The sequence below is a fragment of the Hydrogenophaga electricum genome, from assembly GCF_030160815.1.
GTDB lineage: Bacteria > Pseudomonadota > Gammaproteobacteria > Burkholderiales > Burkholderiaceae_C > Hydrogenophaga > Hydrogenophaga electricum.
On sequence record NZ_BSPB01000025.1, the window covers coordinates 21,725 to 42,987 of the forward strand.

Here is a 21,263-nt window from a genome sequence, read left to right on the forward strand (position 1 = left end):
TCAATGCTCGCGCAGCTTGGCGCGCAGCCGGGCAATGGACTGGCTGTGCAACTGGCAGATGCGCGACTCGGTCACCCCGAGCACGGCGGCGATTTCCTTGAGGTTCATGTCGTGCTCGTAGTACATCGACATGATGTGCTGCTCGCGCTCGGGCAGGTTCTTGATCGCTTCCACCAGGGCCATGCGCATGCGCTGGTCCTGCAGCATCGCGGCCGGGTCGGCCTCGGTGTCGCCCATGTGGCGGTCGAGGAAGCTCTCGTCGTCATCGCCCTGACCGGTGATGTCTTCGAGGTAGACCAGTTGCGTGCCGCGCACCTTGGCCAGCAGGGTCTGGTAATCGGCCAGACCCATGCCAAGCTCCTGCGCGATCTCGCTTTCCATCGGTGCGCGGTGGAGCTTCTGCTGCAGCCGGTGCACAGCCTGTTCGATTTCTTTCTGGCTCTTGCGCGAGCCGCGGCTCATCCAGTCGCCGTCGCGCAGCTCGTCGATCATCGCGCCACGGATGCGCTGGCTGGCAAAGGTTTCGAACTGCACGCCTTGCGAGGGTTCGTAGCGGGCGATGGCTTCGGTCAGGCCGATCATGCCGACCTGGATCAGGTCGTCGAGCTCCACGCTGGGCGGGAGCTTGGCGATCATGTGGTGCGCCAGACGCCGGACCAGCGGGCTGTACTTGCGCAGTTGGTCGTCGCGATCGAGAGTGCCTTTGGCGGTGTACATGTCCTCAACTCCATTGGGTGCCGGCCACGCCACCGGGCTGCCAGCCCCGGAACACCGGGGCCGAAGCGTCCGGTGTGCCGGGTGTCACCCGAAGGTCCCTGGGCCGGCCCAGTGCGCATTCCTGCACCCGGGTTCCCCATGCAGCGGCCGGCCACACCTCGGCATCGTAGTCGAGATGGCGCCGGGCGCAATCGGTCACGGTGTCCAGCACCTTGTGCAGCACGTCGGGCGCGCCTTCGTCCGGCAGGGGCGCCAGCACGGGCGCCAGCCCCTGGGAACGCAGCAGCTTCAGCGCGCCGTAGGCATCGATGCTGGACTGGGCGAGCCCCAGCACCGGCACCAGCACGCGGGCTTCCAGATCGCGGAACAGCGTGGCCAGGGTGGCCGCGGGCGCCAGCAGCAGGAGCGCGGCCCCGTCGCCGAACGGCGCCAGCAGCCGTGTGAGGGCGGGCCGGCTGCCGCCGGCACGGGCGGTTTCCTGCAGGCGCTCCAGACCACGGGCGGCCGGCAGCACCAGCCATTCGCCGCCACCGGTCGGGCGCTCCAGGTTGGCGATGGACGGGTCCTGCAGCAGGTGCAGCAGGCCGAGGTGGCTGCCGTCCGGCCCGCTGCGGCGTTGCAGCGATTCGGCGGCGCTGCCGTCGAGCACGACCGGATGCCGGCCGGCCGCGGCCAGTTGCAGCGAGAGCTGGCACAGCAATTCGTAGGCGCGGGCCGGCTGGGCCGGACTGGCCACCGGCATCACCACCGGCGAGCCGGGCCGGCGGGTGCGCAATCCGGCCGCCTGGTCGAAACCGGGCTCAAACATAGGCACCTCCGAGGTCGATGCCACGGGCGGAGGACTGCGCAAAGTAAAAACCCATTTCGCTGGCACGGGGGTCGTAGGCCGACTTGCCCTCGCTGCCCAGCGACAGCCGGACCAGGGCGGCGGCGTCGGCACCCGACCAGTCTTCCGGCACACGCTGGCCGTTGGCCAGTCCCCGCAACACCACCTGGTGGCGGATCAGCGCGTCCACGGCCGGGCCGAGCTTGACCGCCTCGTCCACCTTGGACAGCACCACACCGTGCAGGGTGCTGGCCTTGAAGGCCACCAGCACGTCGTCCAACGTGTCGCCGTGGGCGCCGGCGTTGAGCACCAGCGTCTTCTTGATCGCCGGCATGTCCAGCAGGTCGAGCATTTCCTGGATGCGCTGGTCGCGCTGGCCCAGGCCGGCCGTGTCGATGATCACCATGCGCTTGCCGGCCAGCAGGTTCAGCAGATCGACCAGCGCCGCGCGGTCGTGTGCCTGGTGCGCGACCACGCCCAGCATGCGGCCGTAGGCACGCAGTTGTTCGAAGCCCGCGACCCGGTAGGTGTCGAGCGTGATCAGCCCGACGCTGGCCGTGCCGTACTTGTGCACGCACTGGGCCGCCAGCTTGGCGGCGGTGGTGGTCTTGCCGACGCCGGTGGCGCCGATCAGTGCGACCACCCCGCCTTCGTCGGCCAGGCCGGCCCCGGGCGCCGCGATCTTGAGGTTGCGCGCCAGCACGTCCATGACCCAGCGCACCGCCTCGGCGGGGCTCAGCTCGGCCGGCATGCGTTCAAGCACCGCGCGCGACATGGTGGGCGAAAAGCCGGCGCGGATGAGCTTGAGCATCAGGTTCGACTGGATCGGGTTCTGCTTGGACGAGCCCAGCCAGGCCAGCGTGTTGAAGCGCTCCTCGATCATGTCCTTGAGCGCCGACAGCTCCTCCGAGATGCGGTGGTCACCCGCTCCCAGCGAGGGCGCGGCCACCACCGGTTCTTCCCAGCTCGGCGCAGCCGGACGGGTGCGGATGGGCGGCGGCACCTGGGCCGATGCCATGCCCAGATCGCCCAGGCGTTGCGCCGACATCGGCTGGCGCTCGGGCGCCGGCATGGGCGCGGCACGCGGCGCTTCGGCGCGCTGGGGCGCGACCGGGGCCTCCGGGGCTTCCGCGCCCTGGGCCGCACGGCGCTTGCGCAGCATGCGCTCGCGCACATAGTCCTGGAACGACAGGGTGCTCATGGCCATGGTGGCGGTGTCGTCCTCGACATCGGCCACGGCAGGCGACTGCGGGGCCGGCGCGGCGGCCTGGGTGCTGATCTGGCGCGGCGCGGGTGCCAGCGCGCTCAGGCTCTCTTCAGCCGCCGCCATCACCTCGAAGCCGTCTTCGGTCGAGCGCGTCGAGAGGATCACCGCGCTCTCGCCGAAGGTGCTGCGTGCCTTGGCCATGGCTTCGCGCGAGGTCGAGGCGGTGAAACGCTGGATGTTCATGCTGCAAGCTCCCCAAGAATCGGGCCGATACGGATGAGGTGGGTTTCAGGAATTTCGCTGTGGGCGAGCACCTGCAGGCGCGGCGCGGCGCGGCGCAGCAGGCGGGCCATGGCGGTGCGGATGGCGTCGGGCACCAGCAGGCAGGCAGGCACGCCCTTCTCTTCCTGCCGGTTGGCCACGTCGGTGGCCGACTTGCTCAGCATTTCGGCCACGCCGGGATCGAGCGACGTGCCGTTGGTGCCGGCCAGTGCCTGCATCAGCAGCCGCTCCAGACCAGGCTCGATGGCGATCACTTCGAGGTCTTTGACCGGGCCGTAGATCTGCTGGACGATGGCCGGGGCCAGGGCGATGCGCACGCGGCGTGCCAGTTCCTGCGGGTCGGTGACGACACCGGCGTTTTCGGCCAGCGTCTCGACGATGGTGCGGATGTCGCGCACGTGCACACCCTCTTCCAGCAGCAACTGCAACACTCGCTGGAACGTGGGGATGGGCACCATTTTGGGCACGACTTCCTCGATCAGTTTCGGGGCCAGGCGGGTCACGTGTTCGACCAGGTCCTGGGTCTCCGTCCGGCTCAGCAAGCGCGCGGCCTGGACTTGCATCAAGTGTGAAAGATGGGTCGCCAGCACGGTCTCGGAATCAACCACGGTAAAACCGGCCATTTGCGCGCTCTCCCGCTGCCGTTCTTCGATCCAGTGCGCGGGCAGGCCGAAAGCGGGGTCTTTCGTGGGAGTGCCGATCAGCGGCATGTTGACGCCACCGGGGTTGATCGCCAGGAACATGCCGGGGAACACCTCGCCCTCGCCCACCACCACGCCGCGCAAGGTGATGCGGTAGGCACTGGGGTGCAGCTCCAGGTTGTCGCGCACATGCACCGCGGGCGGCAGGAAACCCACCTCCTGCGCGAACTTCTTGCGCACGCCCTTGATGCGGGTGAGCAGATCGCCCTGGCGGCTCTTGTCGACCATGGCGATCAGGCGGTAGCCCAGCTCCAGGCCCAGCAGGTCGACCGGCTGCAGGTCGTCCCAGGTGGCCTCGCCGTCGCTGGCGGGGGCCGGCGTCTCGTCGCTGGGCGGGGGCTTGCGCTCTTCCTTGAAGCGCCACCAGGCGAGCGCCCCGAGCGCGCTGGCAAACAGCAGGAAGACCAGGTTGGGCATGCCCGGGATCACGCCCAGCAGGGCCAGCACGGCGGCGGTGATGCCGAGCACGCGTGAGGACATGAACATCTGCTCGACCAGTTGCACGCCGACGTCCTCGTCCTTGCCGACACGCGACACCACCATGGCGGCGGCCACCGAGATCAGCAGCGCCGGCACCTGGGCCACCAGCGCGTCGCCCACCGCCAGCAGGATGTAGCTGTCCGCCGCTTCGCCCGCGCCCAGCCCGTGCTGGACCATGCCGATGATCAGGCCACCGATGATGTTGATGAACAGGATCAGGATGCCGGCGATGGCGTCGCCGCGCACGAACTTGGAGGCACCGTCCATGGAGCCGAAGAACTCGGCCTCCTCGCCCACCTCGGTGCGGCGGCGCCGGGCCTCTTTCTCGTCGATCATGCCGGCGTTCAGGTCGGCGTCGATGGCCATCTGCTTGCCGGGCATGGCGTCCAGGGTGAAGCGCGCCGACACTTCGGCGATCCGCTCCGACCCCTTGGTGATCACGATGAAGTTGATCACCACCAGGATCGCGAACACGATCAGGCCGACGGCAAAGTTGCCGCCGATCAGGAAGTGGCCGAAGGCCTCGATCACCGCCCCCGCAGCGGCCGGTCCGGTGTGCCCTTCCATGAGCACCACTCGGGTCGAGGCGACGTTCAGCGACAGGCGCAGCAGCGTGGTGAGCAGTAGCACCGTCGGGAACACCGAGAAGTCGAGCGGCCGCTTCATGTAGGCCGCGACCATCATCACCACCAGCGCCATGCCGATGTTGAAGGTGAAGAAGGTGTCCAGCATCCAGGCCGGCATCGGCAGGATCATCATGGACAGCACCAGCACCACCAGCAGCGGTGCGGCCAGACCCTTGGCCCAGGCGGCGTTCTGCTCCAGCCATTGCTGGACACGCTGCAGTTGCGCGTTCATGCGTCACCCCCGGTGTTGGGTTTTTTCTTGTTGTGCGGATCCAGCTCGGGCGGCACCTGCGGCGTGGGCACGGCGCCGGGCATCACGCCACGGCCCGCGAGCGCGGCCTTGAGCTGGTAGACATAGGCCAGCACCTGGGCCACCGCGGTGTACAGGGCCGACGGAATTTCCTGGTCGATCTCGGCGTGCGCGAACAGGGCCCGCGCGAGCATGGGCGACTCCAGCACCGGCACCTGGGCCGACTTGGCCACGTCGCGGATCTTCAGCGCCAGCAGGTCGGCGCCCTTGGCGATCACGCGCGGCGCGTTCATGGTGGCATCGTCGTACTGGATGGCCACTGCGTAGTGGGTCGGGTTCATCACCACCAGATCGGCGGCGGGTACCCGCGTGATGCTCTGGCGCATGGCCAGCTCGCGCTGGCGCTGACGGCGCTTGCCCTTGATGTGCGGATCGCCTTCGCTTTCCTTGTGCTCGCGCTTGACCTCGTCCATCGACATGCGCAGGCGCTGCGCGTGCAGGAATTTCTGCATCGGGAAATCGACCGCCGCGAACAGCGCCACCGTCAGCAGCAGAAAGCCCACCCCCAGCGACAGCCAGGACCCGAGCTGGCCCAGGCCGCCTTCCAGCGGCTGCATCAGCAGGCTGCCGAACGGCTGCAGATGGCTCTGGAGAAACTGCCAGCCGACAGCCCCGAGCACCACTGCCATGCCCACCAGCTTGACGGTTTCGAACAGTTGCTGCTTGGAGAAGAGCCGACCGATGCCGGCCAGGGGGTCGAGCCGCTTGAGGTCCGGCACCAGGGGCTTGGTCGACAGGGTCCAGGCCCCCGACGCGAAGGCCACGCCCAGCGCCAGCGCCAGCACCAGCAGCCCCAGCGGCAGGTACAGCAGCAAGGCGCGGCCGACGCCGTCGGTCAGGCGCTCCAGCATGGTCTGCGGCACCAGCAGCGCCTGGTGGTCAAAATGCAATTGCCGCGCCATGCCGGCCTTGAGCGCCGCGAAAGCCGACGGCAGCAGCGCCATGAACACGGCCGCACCACCGCCCAGGACCGCAAAGTGTCCGAGGTCGCGCGAGCGCGCGATCTGCCCTTCGTCACGCGCCTTCTTCAGGCGCTTGGCAGTGGCCGGTAGGTTTTTGTCCTGGCTGGAGCCTTCCATGATGCGGTCTCATCAAGCGATGCGACCGATTGTGGAAGCGAGGCGCCAAAACTAAAGGGGAATAAAGGCCCTGTCCGGGCCGTTTTTCCGGCGCACAGCGCCCTGATCCTGCTATGCCCGTGCGATGGCTGATCCGCCGCCTGCATGCGACGGCAGCAGCACCGCGTGCTCGGCCGGAACCGCCCGGCCTGCTCAGAACCCCAGGCTGGCCAGCAGGTCGTCCACCTGCTCCTGGTTGCTGACCACGTCGGTGCGGCTGGCCGGATCGACCACCGGGCCGCCCAGGCCCGGGTGCAGCTCGATGGCCTTGTCCTGTCCGGGCTTGCCCCCTGGCGCGGCCTGCAGCAGCAGCGCCAGCAACTGCTCTTCAATGGTGGCCGCCAGCATGACCACGCGGTTGATCACCTGCCCGGTGAGGTCGTGAAAATCCTGCGCCATCATGATTTCGGTCAGCCGCCCGTCGCAGCGCCGGCTGCTCTCGACCACCTCGTTCGACCAGACCAGCAGCTCCGGCATGGCGCGGGCCAGGCCCGGCACGCTGGCGATGGTGCGCGCGAGCTGTTCGCCGCGCTCGGCGATCAGGGTCTGCTCGGCCTTGGCCTTGTCGACGTGATTGAGCACCTTTTCCGCGGCTTCGCCGGTCAGGCGCGCAATGTAGTGCAGGCGGCTCTGCGCGTCGGGCAACTGGTCCACCGTGCCCATCAGCTTGTCGGTGTAGCCCAGCTCCTTGAGGGCTTCGTGCAGTTGCCGCGTGATGGCCCCCAGACGCTGGAACATCTCGGGATTGCCAGCGGCCCCCGTGTCTTTGTCGTCATCCATGGCTGCGTCTCCCGCAGGGCTCAGAGGCCCATCTTCTTGAAGATGTTGGCCAGCTTTTCTTCCAGCGTGGCCTTGGTAAAGGGTTTGACGATGTAGCCCGCAGCGCCGCCCTGGGCGGCCTGCACGATGTCTTCCTTGCGCGCCTCGGCCGTCACCATCAGCACCGGCAGGTGCTTGAGCGCATCGTCCTTCTTGATTTCCGCCAGCAGCTGGAAGCCGTTCATGTTGGGCATGTTGATGTCGGTCACCACGAAACCGAAGTTGCCTTCGCGCAACTTGTTCAGCGCAATGGCACCGTCTTCGGCCTCGTCGGCGTCGTTGTGACCGATCTCTTTGAGCAGGTTGCGCACGATCCGGCGCATGGTGGAGAAGTCGTCAACGATCAGGAATTTCATCAGGAGCTCCGGGCAAGGCGGGTGATCTCAACGGCTTTTGACCGTTTCGAACTCTTCTCGTGGTTTCGGCACTTCCACGTGGTTCTGTAGGAATGACAGGGGCAGCGGCCCCGCAGCCGGCGGCAAGTCGGCCGGTGTCAGCCTTTCTTCCGCCTCTTTGGTCATCACCAGGATGCTGATGCGCCGGTTCACCGCCGCGCCCGGGTTGGCCGCATCGTAGGGCCGGCTCGATGCCAGGCCCTCCACCCGCACCAGTTTGTCGTCCGGCAGGCCGCCGGCCACCAGTTCGCGGCGCGAGGCGTTGGCGCGGTCCGAAGACAGCTCCCAGTTGCTGTAGCCGCGGTCGCCGCTGCCATAGGGCGTGGCGTCGGTGTGTCCGGCCAGCGCGATGCGGTTCTCGACGTCCGTCAGCCCGGCGCCGATGCTGCGCAGGATGTCGCGCATATAGGGTTTCACCACCGCCGAGCCGACGTCGAACATCGGCCGGTTCTGGTCGTCCACGATCTGGATCTGCAGACCGTCGGCGGTGCGTTCAAGCTTGATCTGCCCGCCGAAGTCGCGCAGCGTGGGGTTGTTGGCCACCAGGTCGCGGATCTTGGCGTGCAGCGCGTCGATGCGCATGGCATCTTGCCGCGCCAGTTCGGCCCGCGCCATCTGGGCGCCCCGCACCTTTTCAGCGCGCTGGGCGTCGCCGCCATCGACCTGACCGGCCGCCCGGCTCAGGTCGCGCCCACCGCCGGGCAGCACGCTCTCGCTGTTGCCGGTGCCGTCGCCGCCCATCAGGGTGACCAGCGGCGGCGTGTTGAAGTAGTCCGCAATCCCCTGCAGATCGCCCTTGGACGTGGAGCCCAGCAGCCACATCATCAGGAAGAAGGCCATCATGGCGGTCACGAAGTCGGCGTACGCGATCTTCCACGCCCCGCCGTGGGCCGCGTGACCGCCCTTCTTGATGCGCTTGATGATGATGGGCTGTAGCTTCTTGCCGTCGCCTGCCATGTGCAATCCCCTGTCGGTTCGCCGCGGTTACAGATGGTCCGCCGTCACTTCTTGCCCTTGACGTGGCCTTCGAGCTCGGTGAAGGTCGGGCGCACGTCGGAATACAGCACTTTGCGCCCGAACTCGATCGCCGTCGAGGGGGCATAGCCCTGCATGCTGGCGAGCAGGGTGGTCTTGATGCACTGGAATTCCTTGGACGCCTCTTCCACCTTCTGCTCCAGCATGCCGGCAAACGGCTCGAACACCGCATAGGACAACAGAATCCCGAGGAAGGTACCGACCAGGGCCGAGCCGATCATGCCCCCCAGCACCGCTGGCGGCTGCCCGACCGAGCCCATGGTGTTGACCACGCCCAGCACGGCCGCCACGATGCCGAAGGCCGGCAGACCGCCGGCCAGGCGGGTCAGTGCCGCCACAGGAGCGTGCGCTTCCTGGTGATGGGTCTCGATTTCCGCGTCCATCAGCGACTCGATCTCGTGAGCGTTGAGGTTGCCCGAGACCATCATGCGCAGGTAGTCGGTCACGAACTCGACCACGTGGTGATCGGCCGAGATGGTCGGGTACTTCTTGAACAGGGGCGACTGCTCGGGCGATTCCACGTCCTGCTCGATCGCCATCAGCCCTTCCTTGCGCGCCTTCTGCAGGATGTCGAACATCAGGGCCAGCAGCTCCATGTAACGGGCCTTGGTGAAACGGCTGCCCTTGAAACACTGGCCGATGCCCTTGAGCGACTGCTTGACCACTTTCATGGGGTTGGCCACCAGGAAGGCACCGAGCGCGGCACCCATGATGGTGGCCATTTCGAAGGGCAAGGCCTTGAGCACCACCCCGATGTTGCCCCCGTGGGCGATGAACACCCCGAAGACGCAGATCATCGAGAACAACAGACCGACGATGGCAAACATGTGTGTAGTTCAGTGAGGTTGCAGGCCCAGGAGGACACCCCCTGCCACGGCCACTGCCTTTCGTATCGACCGACTCTAGGAGGGATTGAGGGCCACCGTGAACGCAAAAAAGACCCGCAAGCGGGTCCTTTTTGGGCTTTGAAGCCGGGTTTCAGTGCAAACGCAGGCCGCCGGAGGCGCTGCCTTTGCCCGCTCGCGCCGGTGGCTCGCACAGGCCGCAGACGAACTGGCGGGCATTTTCGTAGGGCTCGGTCACGAAGTGGCCCCCGCAGCATGAGCACTTGGTCAGGGTCAGCATGCCGCTGTTGACGAATTTCACCAGGCGCCAGGCGCGGGTGATCGACAGCAGGGGCTCGATCTGGCTGGCCTGGGTCTGCTCGCTGTAGAGGCGGAAGGCCTTGATGACCGTGTCGATCTCTTCGAGCTCGCTGGCCTTGGACAGGTACTCGTGGATGTTCAGGAACAGCGAGGCGTGGATATTGGGCTGCCAGGTCAGGAACCAGTCGGTCGAAAACGGCAGTTGCCCCTTGGACGGGCTCTTGCCCGCCACTTCCTTGTACAGGCGCAACAGGCGCTCGTAGGACAGGCTGGTCTCGTACTCCAGCACCTGCAGGCGGGCGCCGAGCTGGATCAGGGCCACCGCGCGTTCGATGTCGCGCGACTCGTTCAGGATGCTTTTGGTGGCCATGGTGTCCTCCGTGTGCCCGTGCTCGCCACTCAGTGAGCGGCCATGGAGTCGGCGAAACGGCCGGCCATGAGGATGTTGGCGTGCAGCTGGGTCGTCGTGGCGTTGTCCACCTTCTTGACGTTGTGGTTCGTCAGCAGGTTCCAGACCAGGTCGTCGTCGACGCGGAAGCGGCACAGCAGCATGTTGGTCGAAGCGATCTTGAGCAGCTGGGCGGTGGTCAGCATGGCGAGCATGTCGGCGGCTTCTTCGGTCAGGCCCAGGCGGAACAGCGCTTCGGCACGGTCCTGACGGATCAGGTTCTGCGCCAACATCAGGTAGGTCAGGTTGGCTTCGCGGATCTCGGCCAGAAGTTGTTCGCTGTTCATGAGTCTCTCCTAGAGGGTCAGGCGGGAGATGGGGGCGATCTGCTTACATCTGCTTGCCTGTTGTGTGTAATTGTGTCGGCCGGTAAAAAAACTTGAATCGGGAAACATCTGTTCCCGTCGTCATCCGGATACCGACACCTTGTCAGCCTTTTTCCTACAACCAAGGCATTCACCCGGGCGCGAACTCCGGACCCGTCCACCCCCCCTGCAACGCCCTCGCCTGACAGAGCTCGCACCCACCGAAAGAACCGAACAGCGCCCCCGGAAGCCGCCTTTTTCGTGCAAAGCCACACACACAGGCGCTAAAGAATATGGCCGGACCTCCGAAATTGAACTCAACGAACTTCTAAACAGGTTCGTCGTCCGGCAAGCGAAGCGGCGAGGCGGTCAGTGGTCCCAGGGCCGAACCGGCAGGCGCTTCCAGCATTTCCGGTCATGGCGGCCAGTCCACAGGGGGCTGGCGTTGAGATGGGCAGCGATGCCGGATTACTTTTGTTCTGTTCTTAGGAGTTAACGATGAGCACCATCAACACCAATGTGATGTCCCTCAATGCGCAGCGCAACCTGGCCTCGACGACCAGCTCGCTCGCCACATCGATGCAACGCCTGTCTTCGGGCCTGCGTGTCAACAGTGCCAAGGACGACTCGGCCGGCCTGGCCATCGCCGAACGCATGAACGCCCAGGTCAAGGGCATGAACGTGGCCATCCGCAACGCCAACGACGGCATCTCCCTGGCGCAGACCGCTGAAGGCGCGCTGGGCAAGGTGGGCGATTCGCTGCAACGCATGCGCGAACTGGCTGTTCAGGCCGCCAACGCCTCGAACTCCGGCACCGACCGCGCCAACCTGGACGCCGAATACCAGGAACTGGCCAAGGAAGTGACCCGCGTGCTGACCGGCACCAAGTTCAACGGCACCAACCTGCTGAACACCTCCGCCGGCCTGCAGTTCCAAGTGGGCGCCAACAACGTGTCGCAAGACCAGATCAGCATCAACACGACCAACCTGACCGCAGGCTCGGGCATCACCGCGGTCGTGGGTGGCGACCTCACCAGCGCCACCAACGCCTTGGCCGCCATGGACAACCTCGATGCGGCCATCGACGAGATCACCACGGCCCGCGCCACCTTCGGTGCGACGCAGAACCGCTTTGAATCGGTGATCTCCAACCTGCAGGTGGCGTCGGAAAACCAGGCAGCCTCGCGCGGCCGGATCATGGACGCGGACTTCGCGGTCGAAACGGCCAACCTGTCGCGCACGCAGATCCTGCAACAGGCCGGTACGGCGATGGTGGCCCAGGCCAACCAGCTGCCGCAAGGTGTGCTGTCGCTCCTGCGCTGATCCTGGCCCCATCCCCAGGCGCGGCTTCGGCCGCGCCGTTCAGGCGGCGGCACCTCCCGGTGCCTGGCCGCCTTCCCGCTTGCAGCGGGATGTGCAGACCGCATGCCGCCCGGCGTGCGGTGCGTTCATCCTGAGGAGGAGCCCCCATGGCCACGATTTCATCCCCCGGCATTGGCAGCGGCCTCGATGTCTCGTCCATCGTCTCCCAACTGGTGGCGCTGGAGAAGGCGCCGCTGGCCCCGCTGCAGACCCAGGCCAGCTCCCTCAAAACCAAACTCTCGCTCTACGGCACCATCAAGTCCCAGGTGTCGGCCCTCGGTGACGCAGCTGCCAAACTGGCCGGCACCAGCGGCTGGAACACGGCGTCGGCCACGTCCTCCAACAGCGCGGCCATCAGCGTCAAGGCCTCGGCGGGCGCCACACCCACCACGCTGTCGATGCAGGTGCAGCAACTGGCCCGCAGCCAGACCACCACCTCCACCAGCGTGGCCACGGATGCGACCATCGGCAGCGGCACGCTGTCGATCCAGCTTGGCCAGTGGAGCGGCAGCAGCTTTGCGGCCGGCAGCGCCGATGCGGTGGACATCACCGTCGCCGACACCGACACGCTCACCGACATCGCTGCCAAGATCAACAACGCCGGCGCCGGCGTCAACGCAACCGTGCTCAAGGACGCCAATGGCGAGCGGCTGCTGCTCAACGCCAAGGACACCGGGCTGGCCAACGGCTTTCGCATCACCGCCAGCGACGACGACGGCAACGACGCCGACGCCAGCGGGCTGTCACGTCTGGCCTTCGATGGCTCCGGCACGACCGGCACCATACAGACCCAGTCGGCGCAAAACGCGCTGGCCACGATCAACGGGGCATCCATCGAGACGGCGAGCAACCAGCTGTCCGACACCGTCCCCGGACTGACCCTGCAACTGTCGCAGGTGACGACCTCACCGGTGTCCATCAACGTCGTGATCGACAACGACACCATCCGCAGCAACGTGCAGGCCTTTGTCACCGCCTACAACGCCCTCAACACCACCCTGGCGAACGCCACCAAATACGACGAGGCGACCCAGACCGCCGGCACGCTGCAGGGCGATTCCACCGCGGTGGGGCTGCAGAACGCCCTGCGCTCGATGATGCGGTCGTACACCGACGGCGGCAGCTACACGCGCCTGGCCGACATCGGCATCAGCCTCCAGACCGGCGGCACCATGACCCTGGACTCGACCAAGTTCGACAAGGCGCTGACCAGCAACTTCGACGGGCTCAAGAACCTGTTTACGGTCAACAGCGGCAGCACCACGTCCGACGGCTTTGGCCGCAAGATCAAGACCTTCGCGCAAGGCCTGCTCGACAGCGAAGGCACGCTGACCAACCGCTCCGACGCGCTGCAGAAGGCCATCACCCGCAACAGCGACGAGCAGACCAAAGTGACGGACCGGGCCACGCGGGCCGAGGCCCGCTTCCTGGCGCAATACAACGCCATGGACGCTGCGGTGGCCAAGTTCAACGGGTTGAGCAGTTTTGTGTCACAGCAGATCACGCTGTGGAACAAGTCGTCCTGACGCCGACGGCGGACAGGCGCTCCGGCAGGCCTGTGGCGGTGCGGACGGCACGGCCGCAGGCCTTTTTTTCTTGAGCCAGACGGCTCCATTGCAAGCCGCGGAAAACGTACCAATTTTTACCGCTTATGTCCTCAGAGGCCACTTCAGACCCGCGTGTCGATGCCGATAAAAATCAGCATCAGACCCAAGGAATCGAGCCCATGTTCACCTCTGTCCGCTCCCGTGCCGTCGCCGCCTACCAGCGCATTGCCGCCGAGACCAGCGTGCAGAGCGCGGACCCGCACCAGCTGGTAGACCTGCTGTTCGACGCCCTGCTGCAATCGATCTCGAACGCCCGCGGTGCCATGGCACGGGGCGACATCGCGGCCAAGGGCGCTGCCATCGGCAAGGCCGTCCGCATCATCGAGGAAGGCCTCAAGGCAGGCCTGAACCAGCAGCAGGGGGGCGAGATCGCTGCGAGCCTGCACCAACTCTACAGCTACAGCGTGCTGCGCCTGACCCAGGCCAACCTGCGCAACGACCCGCAGGCGCTGGAAGAAGTGCTCCACCTCATGGAACCCGTCGCCGAATCATGGAAGCTCATCAAAACGCCCTCGCCCACCCAGCCCACCGTCGTTTCGAGCCATGGAGCGTGATCATGTCGCATTCGCTGCTTGACTACTACAAGGCCATCGAAAACGCCAGCCAGAAGATGCTGGAAGCGGCCCAGTCGGAAGACTGGGACCAGGTGGTGCGGCTCGAAGGCGCCTGCGCCGTGCTGATCGCGCAGCTGCGCCACAAGTCGCGCAGCAGCGATCTGGGCCCGGAAGAGCGCAAGGAAAAGAGCCGCATCATGCAGCGCATCCTGCGCACCGACGCCGAAATCCGCTGTCTGGCCGAGCCCTGGCTCAACGACCTCGAACAGCTGATGGACGCCAAGGGCCAGGTGCACTGAGGCCACGGCCATGCACCCCCTCGCCCGCCTCCTGCCACGGCCCACGGCCGCGGCGCCCGCGTGGCAGACGCCAGGCGGGCAGGGGTTGGGCAGGATCGAACGGGGAGTGCGGAGAAAAGGCGCGGGCCGACGGTGCGCCGCGGCAGCGTCAGACGCTCATGTTCATGATGTCGGTGTAGGCCTGCACCATGCGGTTGCGCACGTTCAGGGTGGCCTGAAAACCGATCTGCGCCTTCTGCACCGCCAGCATGGTTTCTTCCAGGCTGACCTGCGGATCGCCCATCTGGACACGGGTCTGCAGTTGCGTGGCCGCCTCCTGCGCCGCGCTGACCGACTGCAGCGCCGTCTTGAAATTGTCGGCAAACCCGGTGCCCACGCCCCCGGCGGCGGCCGTGCCCGCAGGTCGGCGCAGGCCGGCCTGGGTGGCCGATGACAGGGACGGGTTGTTCAGGGCGTTGAGTCGCAGGTCCATGGGGAAACCCTTGCGGAAGGAATGACGGCCCAATGCTAGGGGGCGTGTGAAGCCTGGGGTCGGGAAATAGCGGGAAAAAGGCACACCTTTTCTGCGCTATGCCGGGGGGCGAGGCCCCGAATAATCGGTCGCATGCAGGGGCTCCATGCCCCCGCCACCGGAACCGACCACCGCCCTTGCCGCCATGAATACCGCCGTCGCTCCCCTCGCCACGCCGCCCGCCGCGCCGGGGGGTCTGCTCGCCGGTCTCGCGCGCCTGGACAAGACCCAGAAGATCCGGCTGGGCATCGGCGCCGCCGCGCTGGTCGCCATCGCCCTGGCATTCTTCTTCATGGGACGGCAGCCCGATTACCGGGTGCTCTACGCCAACCTGGGCGACAAGGACGGTGGCGCCATCGTCGCGCAGCTCGCGCAGATGAACGTGCCCTACCGCTACACCGAAGGGGGTGGCGCGATCATGGTGCCCTCGGACAAGGTGCACGACGTGCGCCTGAAGCTGGCCTCCCAAGGCCTGCCCAAGGGCTCCGTCAGCGGTTTCGAGCTGATGGAAAACAACCGCTTCGGCATGACCCAGTTCCAGGAGCGCCTGACCTTCCAGCGCGGCCTGGAAGGTGAACTCACGCGCTCCATCCAGTCGCTGGCTTCGGTCCAGTCGGCGCGCGTGCACCTGGCGCTGCCCAACCAGAACGGCTTTTTCCGCGAGCAGCAGAAGCCCTCGGCCTCGATCCTGCTGACCCTGTACCCCGGGCGCAGCCTGGACAAGGCCCAGATCGCCGGCATCGTGCACCTGGTGGCTTCGAGCGTGCCGGAGATGAACCCCAAGGCGGTCAGCGTGGTCGACGACAGCGGCAAGCTGTTGTCGGCATCGCCCGACGACAACGCCCAGGGCGTGGATCTGCAGCGCCTGCAGTACACGCAGCAAATCGAACAGATGTACACCCGCCGCATCCTGGACATGCTGGAGCCGCTGGTGGGGGCCGACAACATCAAGGCCCAGGTCAGCGCCGAAGTCGACTTCGCGCAGGTCGAATCGACCAGCGAACAGCACCGCCCCAACCAGGGTGGCGAGCCCGGCGCCGTGCGCAGCCAGCAACTGGTGGAAGACGGCACGGGCGCGCAGGCGCAGCCGGCCGGTGTGCCGGGCGCCACGAGCAACCAGCCACCGACCACGGGCACGGCCCCGATCAACGCCGCCGCCGCCCCGCTGGGCAGCAGCGCCAACGGCGACAAGGCCGGCAGCACGCGCCGCGAATCGGTCATCAACTACGAGGTCGACAAGACCGTCAAGGTGGTGCGCGAAGCCACGGGTTCGATCAAGCGCCTGACGGCCGCCGTGGTCGTGAACCACCGCAGCACGGTAGACCGGTCCGGCAAGCCGGTGACCGAGGCGATCCCGCCCGAGCAGGTCGAGCAGATGGCCGCGCTGGTGCGCGAAACCATCGGCTTCAACAAGGACCGCGGCGACTCGGTGAACGTCGTCAACGCGCCTTTCAACGCGCCCAAGGCCGAACCCGAAGCCCCGCCCGCCTGGTGGCAGGTACCGGACAATCAGCAGATGCTGCGCGACCTGGTCTTCCCCGCCGCCATGGTGCTGCTGGCCCTGCTGGTGCTGCTGGGCATGGTGCGGCCCGTGATCAAGGCGCTGCGCGCCGGCAACCAGACCCCGGCGCCCGCGCCGCAACTCAGCGCCCTGCTGGACGAAACCCCGGAACGCCCGGGTCTGCCCCAGCCCGCCAGCGTCGAGCCGACGCCCGAGCAGTTGCGCCTGACGGATGCCAAGCGCCTGGCCCGCGACAACCCCGTGGCCGTGGCCAACATCGTCAAGGGTTGGGTCAACGGCGAGGTGCCGGCCTGACCGGCTGAGCCCCGGACAAGGACATCGCCATGGAAGACCAGGGTATCCACGACGCCGCGATTTTTCTGATGTCCCTCGGCGAGGAAGAGGCGGCCGAGGTGTTCAAGCACCTCTCGCCCAAGGAAGTGCAGAAGCTGGGCGAGACCATCGCCAGCATGCGCACCGTCTCGCGCGAGCGCGTGGAACAGGTCATCTCCCGCTTCACCGACGAAGCCGCCTCGCAAAGCCTGCTGGTGTCGGACACGAACAACTACGTCAAGTCGGTGCTCAAGCGCGCGCTGGGCGACGACAAGGCCTCGCTGCTGATCGACCGCATCATGCAGGGCAGCGACGTTTCCGGCATCGAAAGCCTCAAGTGGATGGACCCGCAGTCCATCGCCGAGCTGCTGCGCAACGAGCACCCGCAGATCATGGCCGCCATCCTGGTGCACCTGGAAGCCGACCTCACGGCCGGCGTGCTCAAGCACCTGAACGAGCGCATGCGCAACGAAGTGATGCTGCGCATCGCCACGCTCGAAGGCATCCAGCCGACCGCGCTCAACGACCTCAACGAAGTGCTCTACCAGGTGCTGGCCGGTGGCGACAAGGTGCGCAAGACCTCGCTGGGCGGCATCCAGACCGCGGCCGACATCCTCAACCTCATGGGCACGGGCATCGAGGGCACGGTGATCGAATCGATCCGCAACGTCGACGCCGATCTGGCCCAGAAGATCATGGACAAGATGTTCGTGTTCGAGGACCTGCTCAAACTGGACAACAAGTCGGTGCAGATGGTGCTCAAGGAAGTGTCCACCGACATGCTGGTCATCGCGCTCAAGGGGGCGTCGCAGGAGCTCAAGGAACACATCCTCGCCAACATGTCGTCACGCGCTGCCGAAGGTCTGCGCGAGGACCTCGAATCGCGCGGCCCGGTGCGCCTGTCCGAAGTCGAGGGCCAGCAGAAGGAAATCCTCAAGACCGTGCGGCGCCTGTCGGACGAAGGCTCCATCGTGATCGGTGGAGGCGGCGATGACAGCTTCGTCTAAGCCCACGGCCAAGCCGAGCTTCTCGCGCATCATCCCGCGCGAGGAAATCGGGGCTGTGCGCAGCTGGCACTTTTCTGCCGTGGACGGCAGCGAGCCGGAACCCCCGATCGAACCCGACGAGCCGGCGGGCGCGCCGGCGCCGGACGCCGAAGAGCGCCTGCAGGCGGCCCTGGACCAGGCCCGCGAAGAGGCCTTCGCCGCCGGGTTCGCCCAGGGCCACGACACCGGCAGCCGCGAAACCCGCGAGGCGCTCGAAGCCCCCATCCAGCAGGCGGCGGCCGACACCGCCGAGCGCATGGCGCAGTTGCTGCACGGCATGGCCGAGCAGCTCATCGCCGCCGAACAGAAGATGTCGCGCCAATTGCTCGACCTGGCCTGCGACCTGGCGCGCCAGGTGGTGCGCCAGGAGTTGATGGTCAACACCCAGCACATGCGCCCGGTGATCGAGGAGGCGCTGGAACAGGTGATCGACGACGGCCTGCCGGCCACCGTGCGCCTGAACCCGAACGACCTCGCCCTGCTGCAGGACAGCCTGACGCAGGCGATGGGCGAGAACGCTCCCGAACTGGTGGCCGACGACAGCGTCTCGCCCGGTGGCTGCATCGTGCAGACCCCGCACTCGCTGGTCGACGCCAGCGTGGAAAAGCGCTGGGCCCGCGCCATCGGCAACCTCGGGCTGAGCGTGCCGTGGAACCCGGAGGACACCGATGTCTGACCTGGCCGACGACGACAAAGGCCGCTGGGGCGATTTCCTCCAGGACCTGCGCACCTGCGCATCGGTGCACACGCCGCTGGAGGTCAGCGGCACGCTGACGCGACTGGCCGGCCTGGTGCTGGAAGCCGTGGGCCTGAAGGTACCGGTCGGCTCGCAATGCCTGATCAGCAACGGCCAGCGCAAACCCGTGCTGGCCGAGGTGGTCGGCTTCGCCAGCGACCGCGCCTTCCTCATGCCGGCCGGCGACACGCACGGCCTGTCCAGCGGCGCCAGCGTCACCCCGCTCTCGCCCTACCGCCCGGTGCCCCGTTTCGGGCAGGCCAACAAGCCGCCCTCGGCCGACGACCGCGGCGCGCTGCGCCTGCCGCTGGGCGCCGGGCTGCTGGGGCGCGTGGTCGATTCGCACGGCAACCCGCTCGACCACCAGGGCCCGATCCAGAACGTGGACATCGAAGCCCTGGACCGTGCCCCGCTCAACGCCATGGACCGCGACCCCGTGCGCGAGCCGCTGGACACCGGCGTGCGCGCCATCAATGCGCTGCTCACCGTCGGCCGCGGCCAGCGGCTGGGCCTGTTCGCCGGCTCCGGCGTGGGCAAGAGCGTGCTGCTGGGCATGATGGCGCGCTACACCCGCGCCGATGTGATCGTGGTCGGCCTGATCGGCGAGCGCGGCCGCGAGGTCAAGGAGTTCATCGAAGACATCCTGGGCGAAGACGGCCGCCAGCGCTCCGTCGTGGTGGCCGCCCCGGCCGACGCCCCGCCGCTGGCACGCATGCAGGGCGCGGCCTACGCCACCGCCATCGCCGAGCGCTTCCGCGACGACGGGCTGCACGTGCTGCTGCTGATGGATTCGCTGACGCGCTACGCCATGGCGCAGCGCGAGATCGCCCTGGCCATCGGCGAGCCGCCCGCGACCAAGGGCTACCCGCCTTCGTGCTTCGCGCGCCTGCCGCAACTGGTGGAGCGCAGCGGCAATGGCCTCAACGGCGTCGGCTCGATCACCGCGTTCTACACGGTGCTCTCCGAAGGCGACGACCAGCAGGACCCGATCGCCGACGCGGCACGCGCCATCCTGGACGGTCACATCGTGCTCTCGCGCACGCTGGCCGAATCGGGCCACTACCCGGCCATCGACATCGAGGCCTCGGCCTCGCGCGTGATGCACAACGTCACCGGCGCCACGCACCTGGAACTGGCCCGGCGCTTCCGCGCGCTGTATTCGCGCTACCAGAAGAGCCGCGACCTGATCCAGCTCGGCGCCTACGTGCCGGGCAGCGACCCGGAGACCGACCGCGCCATCGCCCTGCACCCCCAGATGCAGCGATTTCTTCAACAAGACATGCGCGAAGCTGCTACGCTGGAATCGAGCCTGCAGCAGATGGCGCTGATCCTGCAGGACGACCGCAGCCAGCCGCGCGCCCAGCGCCCTTCCTCTTCTGACCGTTGACCTCCATGACACCGATCCACACCCTGAACAAAGTGGTCGAGCTGGCCGAGAAACGCCGTGACGAAGCGGTGGGCAAGCTGGCGCAGCAGCAACGCGAAATGCAGGCCGCGCAGGACCAGATGAACCAGTTGCAGTCCTACGCGCTGGAAGCGCAGGCACGCTGGACCACCCGCTGCCAGCAGGGCGTGGATGCGCAGTTCCTGTTCCACCACCGCCAGTTCATGCAGAAGATCGACCACGCCATCGCCTTCCAGGAAGGCGTGCTCAGCAGCCGGCAGGAGCTGATCGACAGCTGCCAGCAGCAGGTGATCGCCGCCGAGCGCGACGTGGCCGGCCTGCGCAAATACGCCGAACGCCAGCAGCACGCGCTGCAGCAGCGCGCCCAGCGCCAGGAGCAGAAAGCCACCGACGAGATGGCGCTGTCCATCCACCTGCGCCAGAGCCTCGCGTCCTTTCACGGAGTCCGCCCATGAGCCAGGTCAACGCCTCCTCAGGCTCACCGTCCGCCCACGCCGCCATATCGCCCCACGCCGCAGGCCGGCAGGACGCGCAGCCCGGCCGCCAGAACCTGTTTGCCCAGTTGCTGCTGGGCCTCGGCGCCGACGCGGCCGACCCGAACGGCTGGCTGGGCACAGCCGCCGACCCGGGCCTCGCCGATACCGATCTCGGCAGTCCTGCCAGGGGTCGGGGCAAACGCGCGGCCCCTGCGGGCGACGACGGCAGCGAAACGCCCCTGGCCCTGCTGGGCGCCGGCCTGCCGGGCACAGCCCTCGCACCGACCGGCACCCCCCAGCCCGCCTCCGCGCCCGGTGATACCAACTTGCCCACCGACGGCGGCGAGGCCCTGGCAACAGACACACAGGCGGACAACGCCCTGGCGACACCCGCCGGACCTTCCGGGCGCCAGAGCCCGACCAGCCAGCCGCTGCAGGGCCCCGGCTGGACCGCCACCAACGAACCGCTCAAGGACACCCCACCCGCCACCCCGGACGGCGTCAGCACCGAGCTGCGCTTCGGCGACCCCGCAGCCAGCGGCAACGACGCCACGCGCGCCACAGCAGCGGCGGCCCAGGCGCCACGCGGTCAGCACGGCGCCGCGGTGACGGGCTGGCGCTCGACCGTCATGGACACCGCCACCCTGCAACAGCGGCAGGCCCCTGCCCAGACCACCGCCGTGGCCACCCAGCGCGCCACGACCGAACTCGCCAGCCAGACACCAAGCACCTGGCGCGTCGACAACGGCCTCTGGGTCGACCGGCGTGTGCGCCCCGACGCCAGCGCGGGCCTGACGCCCGAGGGCGCTGCCCCGGTGCCCCTCGCTGTCGGCGGCCTGGCCACCGAATCCGGCGGCCAGCACGGCCAGCCGGGTCACGCTTTCGGCGGCGCCCCCGATCTGGCGGCCGTGGAGGGCACGGCGTCGCGCGACGGCACACAGGCCCCGGACGAACCCGACCTGTTCTCACAGGAGCTGGCCGATGCCGGCGACGCCAGCGCCGAGGCCGACGCGGCCTGG

The 21,263-nt window shown here is 67.5% G+C and carries 22 protein-coding genes; 10 read left to right on the plus strand and 12 right to left on the minus strand.

The window, feature by feature from the left end; genetic code table 11:
• From QQK43_RS14585 to flhD, 11 genes are all read right to left on the minus strand, one after another.
• Nucleotides 1-717 (minus strand): RNA polymerase sigma factor FliA, encoded by a 717-nt coding sequence (locus QQK43_RS14585; protein ID WP_234265326.1) that lies wholly within the window; start codon nt 715-717, stop codon nt 1-3.
• Nucleotides 718-721: 4 nt separating this feature from the next.
• A complete protein-coding gene (locus QQK43_RS14590) occupies nt 722-1,525 on the minus strand; it encodes a hypothetical protein (protein WP_234265327.1) in 804 nt (267 codons plus the stop codon).
• Nucleotides 1,518-2,993, minus strand: coding sequence for a flagellar biosynthesis GTPase FlhF (gene flhF / locus QQK43_RS14595; RefSeq protein ID WP_234265328.1), 1,476 nt, complete (start codon nt 2,991-2,993; stop codon nt 1,518-1,520). Before flhF ends, QQK43_RS14590 begins: the two co-directional genes overlap by 8 nt.
• A complete protein-coding gene (gene flhA / locus QQK43_RS14600) occupies nt 2,990-5,071 on the minus strand; it encodes a flagellar biosynthesis protein FlhA (protein WP_234265329.1) in 2,082 nt (693 codons plus the stop codon). The genes flhF and flhA overlap by 4 nt, the downstream gene beginning before the upstream one ends.
• Nucleotides 5,068-6,228 (minus strand): EscU/YscU/HrcU family type III secretion system export apparatus switch protein, encoded by a 1,161-nt coding sequence (locus QQK43_RS14605; protein WP_284308328.1) that lies wholly within the window; start codon nt 6,226-6,228, stop codon nt 5,068-5,070. Before QQK43_RS14605 ends, flhA begins: the two co-directional genes overlap by 4 nt.
• Before the next feature lie 192 nt (nt 6,229-6,420).
• On the minus strand, nt 6,421-7,047 hold the full coding sequence (locus QQK43_RS14610) for a protein phosphatase CheZ (protein WP_234265331.1): 627 nt from the start codon (nt 7,045-7,047) through the stop codon (nt 6,421-6,423).
• A gap of 20 nt (nt 7,048-7,067) precedes the next feature.
• Entirely contained in the window at nt 7,068-7,442 is a 375-nt protein-coding gene (gene cheY, locus QQK43_RS14615; protein ID WP_234265332.1) for a chemotaxis response regulator CheY, read from the minus strand.
• Nucleotides 7,443-7,469: 27 nt separating this feature from the next.
• Nucleotides 7,470-8,438, minus strand: coding sequence for a flagellar motor protein MotB (gene motB, locus QQK43_RS14620; RefSeq protein ID WP_234265333.1), 969 nt, complete (start codon nt 8,436-8,438; stop codon nt 7,470-7,472).
• Between the two features lie 44 nt (nt 8,439-8,482).
• Nucleotides 8,483-9,343 (minus strand): flagellar motor stator protein MotA, encoded by an 861-nt coding sequence (motA, locus tag QQK43_RS14625; RefSeq protein ID WP_234265334.1) that lies wholly within the window; start codon nt 9,341-9,343, stop codon nt 8,483-8,485.
• A gap of 151 nt (nt 9,344-9,494) precedes the next feature.
• Nucleotides 9,495-10,031: a flagellar transcriptional regulator FlhC gene (gene flhC, locus QQK43_RS14630; RefSeq protein ID WP_234265335.1), complete on the minus strand. Its 537-nt coding sequence runs from the start codon at nt 10,029-10,031 to the stop codon at nt 9,495-9,497.
• 29 nt (nt 10,032-10,060) lie between these two features.
• Complete coding sequence (flhD, locus tag QQK43_RS14635) at nt 10,061-10,396, minus strand: flagellar transcriptional regulator FlhD (RefSeq protein ID WP_234265336.1); 336 nt, start codon at nt 10,394-10,396, stop codon at nt 10,061-10,063.
• Between the two features lie 516 nt (nt 10,397-10,912).
• Between flhD and QQK43_RS14640 the strand changes: the two genes are divergently transcribed.
• The 4 genes from QQK43_RS14640 to QQK43_RS14655 all read left to right on the plus strand — a co-directional run bounded on the left by QQK43_RS14640 (nt 10,913) and on the right by QQK43_RS14655 (nt 14,236).
• A complete protein-coding gene (locus tag QQK43_RS14640) occupies nt 10,913-11,737 on the plus strand; it encodes a flagellin N-terminal helical domain-containing protein (protein WP_234265337.1) in 825 nt (274 codons plus the stop codon).
• A gap of 146 nt (nt 11,738-11,883) precedes the next feature.
• Entirely contained in the window at nt 11,884-13,302 is a 1,419-nt protein-coding gene (gene fliD / locus QQK43_RS14645) for a flagellar filament capping protein FliD (protein WP_284308329.1), read from the plus strand.
• Nucleotides 13,303-13,502: 200 nt separating this feature from the next.
• Complete coding sequence (gene fliS, locus QQK43_RS14650; protein WP_234265339.1) at nt 13,503-13,937, plus strand: flagellar export chaperone FliS; 435 nt, start codon at nt 13,503-13,505, stop codon at nt 13,935-13,937.
• A gap of 2 nt (nt 13,938-13,939) precedes the next feature.
• Entirely contained in the window at nt 13,940-14,236 is a 297-nt protein-coding gene (locus tag QQK43_RS14655) for a flagellar protein FliT (protein WP_234265340.1), read from the plus strand.
• A 148-nt stretch (nt 14,237-14,384) separates the two neighbouring features.
• Here the strand turns inward: QQK43_RS14655 and fliE are convergent, their stop codons facing one another.
• Complete coding sequence (gene fliE / locus QQK43_RS14660) at nt 14,385-14,708, minus strand: flagellar hook-basal body complex protein FliE (protein ID WP_234265341.1); 324 nt, start codon at nt 14,706-14,708, stop codon at nt 14,385-14,387.
• Nucleotides 14,709-14,892: 184 nt separating this feature from the next.
• Between fliE and fliF the strand changes: the two genes are divergently transcribed.
• The 6 genes from fliF to QQK43_RS14690 form a co-directional block, all read left to right on the plus strand.
• Entirely contained in the window at nt 14,893-16,563 is a 1,671-nt protein-coding gene (fliF, locus tag QQK43_RS14665; RefSeq protein ID WP_284308330.1) for a flagellar basal-body MS-ring/collar protein FliF, read from the plus strand.
• 29 nt (nt 16,564-16,592) lie between these two features.
• Nucleotides 16,593-17,588: a flagellar motor switch protein FliG gene (gene fliG / locus QQK43_RS14670; RefSeq protein WP_234265343.1), complete on the plus strand. Its 996-nt coding sequence runs from the start codon at nt 16,593-16,595 to the stop codon at nt 17,586-17,588.
• The gene (locus QQK43_RS14675) at nt 17,572-18,303 is read left to right on the plus strand and encodes a FliH/SctL family protein (RefSeq protein WP_234265344.1); all 732 of its coding nucleotides are present in this window, start codon (nt 17,572-17,574) and stop codon (nt 18,301-18,303) included. The genes fliG and QQK43_RS14675 overlap by 17 nt, the downstream gene beginning before the upstream one ends.
• Nucleotides 18,296-19,750, plus strand: a complete 1,455-nt coding sequence (gene fliI, locus QQK43_RS14680; RefSeq protein ID WP_234265345.1) for a flagellar protein export ATPase FliI — start codon at nt 18,296-18,298, stop codon at nt 19,748-19,750. The genes QQK43_RS14675 and fliI overlap by 8 nt, the downstream gene beginning before the upstream one ends.
• A gap of 5 nt (nt 19,751-19,755) precedes the next feature.
• Nucleotides 19,756-20,223 carry a flagellar export protein FliJ gene (fliJ, locus tag QQK43_RS14685; RefSeq protein WP_234265346.1) on the plus strand — a complete coding sequence of 156 codons (468 nt, stop codon included), beginning with the start codon at nt 19,756-19,758 and terminating at the stop codon, nt 20,221-20,223.
• On the plus strand, nt 20,220-21,263 hold a 1,044-nt coding region (locus QQK43_RS14690; protein ID WP_284308331.1), incomplete at its 3' end, for a hypothetical protein. The genes fliJ and QQK43_RS14690, both read left to right, overlap by 4 nt.

Bases quoted from the DNA above. Each gene is read 5' to 3' on its own strand.
- QQK43_RS14590 (WP_234265327.1), bottom strand. From the start codon at position 1,525: ATGTTTGAGCCCGGTTTCGACCAGGCGGCCGGATTGCGCACCCGCCGG.
- QQK43_RS14655 (WP_234265340.1), top strand. From the start codon at position 13,940: ATGTCGCATTCGCTGCTTGACTACTACAAGGCCATCGAAAACGCCAGC.
- QQK43_RS14610 (WP_234265331.1), bottom strand. From the start codon at position 7,047: ATGGATGACGACAAAGACACGGGGGCCGCTGGCAATCCCGAGATGTTC.
- motA (WP_234265334.1), bottom strand. From the start codon at position 9,343: ATGTTTGCCATCGTCGGTCTGTTGTTCTCGATGATCTGCGTCTTCGGG.
- QQK43_RS14585 (WP_234265326.1), bottom strand. From the start codon at position 717: ATGTACACCGCCAAAGGCACTCTCGATCGCGACGACCAACTGCGCAAG.
- fliE (WP_234265341.1), bottom strand. From the start codon at position 14,708: ATGGACCTGCGACTCAACGCCCTGAACAACCCGTCCCTGTCATCGGCC.
- fliG (WP_234265343.1), top strand. From the start codon at position 16,593: ATGGAAGACCAGGGTATCCACGACGCCGCGATTTTTCTGATGTCCCTC.
- flhA (WP_234265329.1), bottom strand. From the start codon at position 5,071: ATGAACGCGCAACTGCAGCGTGTCCAGCAATGGCTGGAGCAGAACGCC.
- fliI (WP_234265345.1), top strand. From the start codon at position 18,296: ATGTCTGACCTGGCCGACGACGACAAAGGCCGCTGGGGCGATTTCCTC.
- fliF (WP_284308330.1), top strand. From the start codon at position 14,893: ATGAATACCGCCGTCGCTCCCCTCGCCACGCCGCCCGCCGCGCCGGGG.
- fliJ (WP_234265346.1), top strand. From the start codon at position 19,756: ATGACACCGATCCACACCCTGAACAAAGTGGTCGAGCTGGCCGAGAAA.
- QQK43_RS14675 (WP_234265344.1), top strand. From the start codon at position 17,572: ATGACAGCTTCGTCTAAGCCCACGGCCAAGCCGAGCTTCTCGCGCATC.
- fliD (WP_284308329.1), top strand. From the start codon at position 11,884: ATGGCCACGATTTCATCCCCCGGCATTGGCAGCGGCCTCGATGTCTCG.
- fliS (WP_234265339.1), top strand. From the start codon at position 13,503: ATGTTCACCTCTGTCCGCTCCCGTGCCGTCGCCGCCTACCAGCGCATT.
- motB (WP_234265333.1), bottom strand. From the start codon at position 8,438: ATGGCAGGCGACGGCAAGAAGCTACAGCCCATCATCATCAAGCGCATC.
- flhF (WP_234265328.1), bottom strand. From the start codon at position 2,993: ATGAACATCCAGCGTTTCACCGCCTCGACCTCGCGCGAAGCCATGGCC.
- flhD (WP_234265336.1), bottom strand. From the start codon at position 10,396: ATGAACAGCGAACAACTTCTGGCCGAGATCCGCGAAGCCAACCTGACC.
- cheY (WP_234265332.1), bottom strand. From the start codon at position 7,442: ATGAAATTCCTGATCGTTGACGACTTCTCCACCATGCGCCGGATCGTG.
- QQK43_RS14640 (WP_234265337.1), top strand. From the start codon at position 10,913: ATGAGCACCATCAACACCAATGTGATGTCCCTCAATGCGCAGCGCAAC.
- flhC (WP_234265335.1), bottom strand. From the start codon at position 10,031: ATGGCCACCAAAAGCATCCTGAACGAGTCGCGCGACATCGAACGCGCG.
- QQK43_RS14605 (WP_284308328.1), bottom strand. From the start codon at position 6,228: ATGGAAGGCTCCAGCCAGGACAAAAACCTACCGGCCACTGCCAAGCGC.